Raw genomic sequence first — 3,633 nt, 5'->3', positions numbered from 1 at the left:
AAACTAGTTTCATATTTTGAAGCTAGTTTTTATTTTAAAGAGTTTAGTATTCATCTTGGTTTCTAATAAAACAATAAGTCAAAGAGATATACTATTAACAGTATTTATCTTTAAAATAAACACAATATATAGTATAATAACTCCATGAAAGGGGAAAATATGTTAGTTATAAAAAGAGATGGAAGAAAGCTTCCATTTGATAAAGAAAAAATAATAATAGCCATAGAAAAAGCTATGAATTCCTATACGGGTATTTATGAAGAAGGTCAGGCTTTAAGGATAGCAAATAAAATTGAAGATAAGGCCAAAGAGATAGATAAAGATATAACTATCCATCAAATTGAAGAAGAAGTATATTATTCTTTAATCGAAGAAGGAAATTTAGCTACAGCCAAGGCTTACGAATCCTACAGGTCAGTACAAGAGTTCAAAAGAAAAATGAATACTATAGATGATGACATACTTGGCATACTTAATAAGACAAATATAGATGTAATGGATGAAAATTCTAATAAGGATGCTAAAATAGTTTCAACTCAAAGAGATCTTATAGCTGGGGAAGTTTCCAAAGATATTGCTAGAAGAAAACTTATACCAGCAGACATACTCTTAGCTCATGACACAGGAGCTATACACTTCCATGATATGGACTACATAATGCAGCCAATGTTTAATTGCTGCCTCATCGATCTCGAAGATATGTTAACTAATGGAACTATAGTAAATGGTAAAAAAATAGATTCACCTAAATCATTTCAAGTTGCTTGTACAGTAACCACTCAAATAATAGCCCAGGTAGCTTCAGGCCAGTATGGAGGTCAGACCATAAATGGTGTAGATAGGATACTTGCGCCTTTTGTAAGAAGATCTTACAACAAATATCTAGACCAAGCCCTAAAAGAGCAAGTAGAAATATATGGAATAGAGCCAGATCAGGTAAAGGCTGAACAAGTAGCTTGGAAGAGAACTAGAAAAGAAATCAAAGATGGTATACAAACTATTCAATATCAGATAAATACCTTGATGACTACAAATGGACAAGCACCTTTTGTAACCTTATTTATGTATTTTGAACCTACTTATAAATATGCCAAAGAAGCTGCCCTCATCCAAGAAGAAATATTAAGACAGAGGATTCAAGGAATAAAAAATGAGGCTAATGTATATGTAACTCCAGCTTTTCCAAAGCTAGTATACGTTTTAGATGACCACAATGTTCACCCAGATTCTGAATATTATTATATTACAAAATTAGCTGCAGAATGCACAGCTAAAAGAATGTATCCTGATTATGTTTCAGCTAAAAAAATGAAAGAATTATATGAAGGAAATGTCTTTGGTCCAATGGGTTGTAGGTCATTTTTATCTCCGTGGAAGGATAAGGATAATAACTACAAATTTGATGGAAGATTCAATATGGGAGTAGTAAGCATAAACCTCCCTCAAATTGCAATTTTAGCTAACCATGATGAAGAAGAGTTTTTCAAGATATTAGAAAAAAGACTAGACTTATCTAAGAAAGCCCTGCTTTTAAGATATGACTTACTTAAAGATGCTAGTTCAGATGTTTCACCTATCCATTGGCAACATGGAGCCATAGCTAGGTTGGATAAGGGAGAAAAAATAAGACCATACTTAGAAAATGGATATGCAACTATATCTTTAGGATATATTGGTCTTTATGAGGCATCTATTTTGATAACTGGTCAATCTCATACTAGAGGTGGAGAAGACTTTGCTTTAAAACTAATAAAAAGATTGAGACAGGCTTGTGATGATTGGAAAAAAGAAACAGGATTAGGCTTTGCTTTATATGGCACTCCAGCCGAATCCTTAACCCACCGATTTGCTTCTATTGATAGGGCGAGATTTGGTGATATCAAGGATGTAACAGACAAGGGCTATTATACAAATTCTTACCATGTAGATGTGAGGGAGAAAATAAGTGTATTTGATAAGTTTGATTTTGAATCACAATTCCAAAAATTATCAACAGGCGGAATGATTTCATATGCGGAAATACCAAATATGACAAATAATATTGAAGCTGTCGAAACATTAATTCGATATATTTATGACCATATCATGTATGGAGAATTTAACACTAAGTCAGACTACTGCCATGAATGTGGTTTTGATGGAGAAATCATAGTCAATGAAGATAATGAGTGGGAATGTCCAAATTGTGGTAATAAAAATAAAGATAAATTGACGGTAATCAGGAGAACTTGTGGCTATTTAGGTGAAAACTTTTGGAATGAGGGTCGTACAAAAGAAATAGCTTCAAGGGTTTTACATATATGATAGAATATGGTAATTATGCTCAAATAAGAAAGTATGATGTCGCCAATGGTTTTGGTATAAGGGTAAGCGTTTTTTGTACAGGTTGTACCCATAAGTGTCCAGGTTGTTTTAATGAGCTATACCAGGACTTCAACTATGGTGAAAAATGGACTGAAAAAGAAACCCAACTAGTGATTGACTATATGAAAGATCCTGTAGTAAAAGGACTTACAATTTTAGGTGGGGAACCCTTCCAAAACACATGGTTGACAGAGGTTATTAGAGCAGTAAAGAAAGAGACAAACAAAGAAATTTGGGCTTATTCTGGCTATGTTTATGAAGAATTAATAAAAGACCCTGATAGGTTGGATATGCTCAAAGAATGCGATATTTTGATAGATGGGCCCTTTATTCAAGACTTATTAAATTTGAAACTTAAGTTTAGAGGCTCATCCAATCAAAGAGTCATTGATGTGAAAAAAACATTAGAAAAAAATCAAGTGGTAACACTTGACATAGATTAATATTAAAGGTTGGCTAGAAAGTCAGCCTTTTTGATTTCCGACAATACTTTATATATACTATAAGAGAATATAAAAGTTAAGGAGATGTGATGAGTCAAGTAAATAGGTGTCCTTGGGCGGACTCTTCAGAAAAAATGCAAGCCTACCACGACCATATTTGGGGGAAGGTGGAAAAAGATAATCAAAAAATGTTTAGAGCACTTTCTTTAGAAATATTTCAGGCAGGCCTATCATGGGCTACAATTTTAGAAAAAGAAGAAGAATTTGATAAAGCTTTTGAAAATTTTGATATTGAAAAAGTAGCTAATTTTGATCAAGAAAAAGTAAGATCTTTAATGGAAAATCAAGGTATAGTTAGAAATCAAAAAAAGATTGAAGCCATTATAAATAATGCCAAAATAGTTTTATCTATGGACAAGTCTTTTAGTGATTTTGTTTGGGCTTATGTTATAGATACACCAGTTTTAAGTCCATGGTCTCATATGGAAGAGATTCCAAATAAAAACTATCTGTCTGACAAGATATGTGAAGATATAAAAAAATTAGGATTTAAATTTATTGGATCTACTACCATATATTCATTTTTACAAGCCATTGGTGTTTTAAATGACCACCTCTTATCTTGCGATTTTAAATTTGAAGATTGATTAATTTATTCATATGGGTATAATTTAAAATATAAACTGAGTAGGTTATTAGTGTTAGCGAAAGCTTATAGTGATAGTCCATGGAACGTTGGGGCTATACGAAAAGATTTTTATCTGCAATTAATAACCGCGTTCGCAGGCGTTTCCCTGCGAGATGGAGGAAACATGAAAAAAATATC

The 3,633-nt window shown here is 32.5% G+C and carries 3 protein-coding genes; all 3 read left to right on the top strand.

Annotation, left to right across the window (positions count from 1 at the left end; genetic code table 11):
- Nucleotides 1-159 precede the first annotated feature (159 nt).
- The 3 genes from nrdD (at nucleotide 160) to Q0U66_RS05615 (ending at nucleotide 3,454) form a co-directional block, all read left to right on the top strand.
- Complete coding sequence (gene nrdD / locus Q0U66_RS05625) at nucleotides 160-2,304, top strand: anaerobic ribonucleoside-triphosphate reductase (RefSeq protein WP_297378518.1); 2,145 nt, start codon at nucleotides 160-162, stop codon at nucleotides 2,302-2,304.
- Nucleotides 2,301-2,807, top strand: a complete 507-nt coding sequence (nrdG, locus tag Q0U66_RS05620) for an anaerobic ribonucleoside-triphosphate reductase activating protein (RefSeq protein ID WP_297378514.1) — start codon at nucleotides 2,301-2,303, stop codon at nucleotides 2,805-2,807. The genes nrdD and nrdG overlap by 4 nt, the downstream gene beginning before the upstream one ends.
- Nucleotides 2,808-2,896: 89 nt before the next feature.
- Nucleotides 2,897-3,454: a DNA-3-methyladenine glycosylase I gene (locus Q0U66_RS05615; RefSeq protein WP_297378511.1), complete on the top strand. Its 558-nt coding sequence runs from the start codon at nucleotides 2,897-2,899 to the stop codon at nucleotides 3,452-3,454.
- Nucleotides 3,455-3,633 lie beyond the last annotated feature (179 nt).

The organism is uncultured Helcococcus sp. (assembly GCF_946998255.1).
Lineage (GTDB): Bacteria > Bacillota > Clostridia > Tissierellales > Peptoniphilaceae > Helcococcus.
The sequence above is the reverse complement of the archived record's forward strand: the minus strand, read 5'-3'. Positions and strand labels throughout refer to the sequence as shown.

Bases quoted from the DNA above. Each gene is read 5' to 3' on its own strand.
- nrdD (WP_297378518.1), top strand. From the start codon at position 160: ATGTTAGTTATAAAAAGAGATGGAAGAAAGCTTCCATTTGATAAAGAA.
- nrdG (WP_297378514.1), top strand. From the start codon at position 2,301: ATGATAGAATATGGTAATTATGCTCAAATAAGAAAGTATGATGTCGCC.
- Q0U66_RS05615 (WP_297378511.1), top strand. From the start codon at position 2,897: ATGAGTCAAGTAAATAGGTGTCCTTGGGCGGACTCTTCAGAAAAAATG.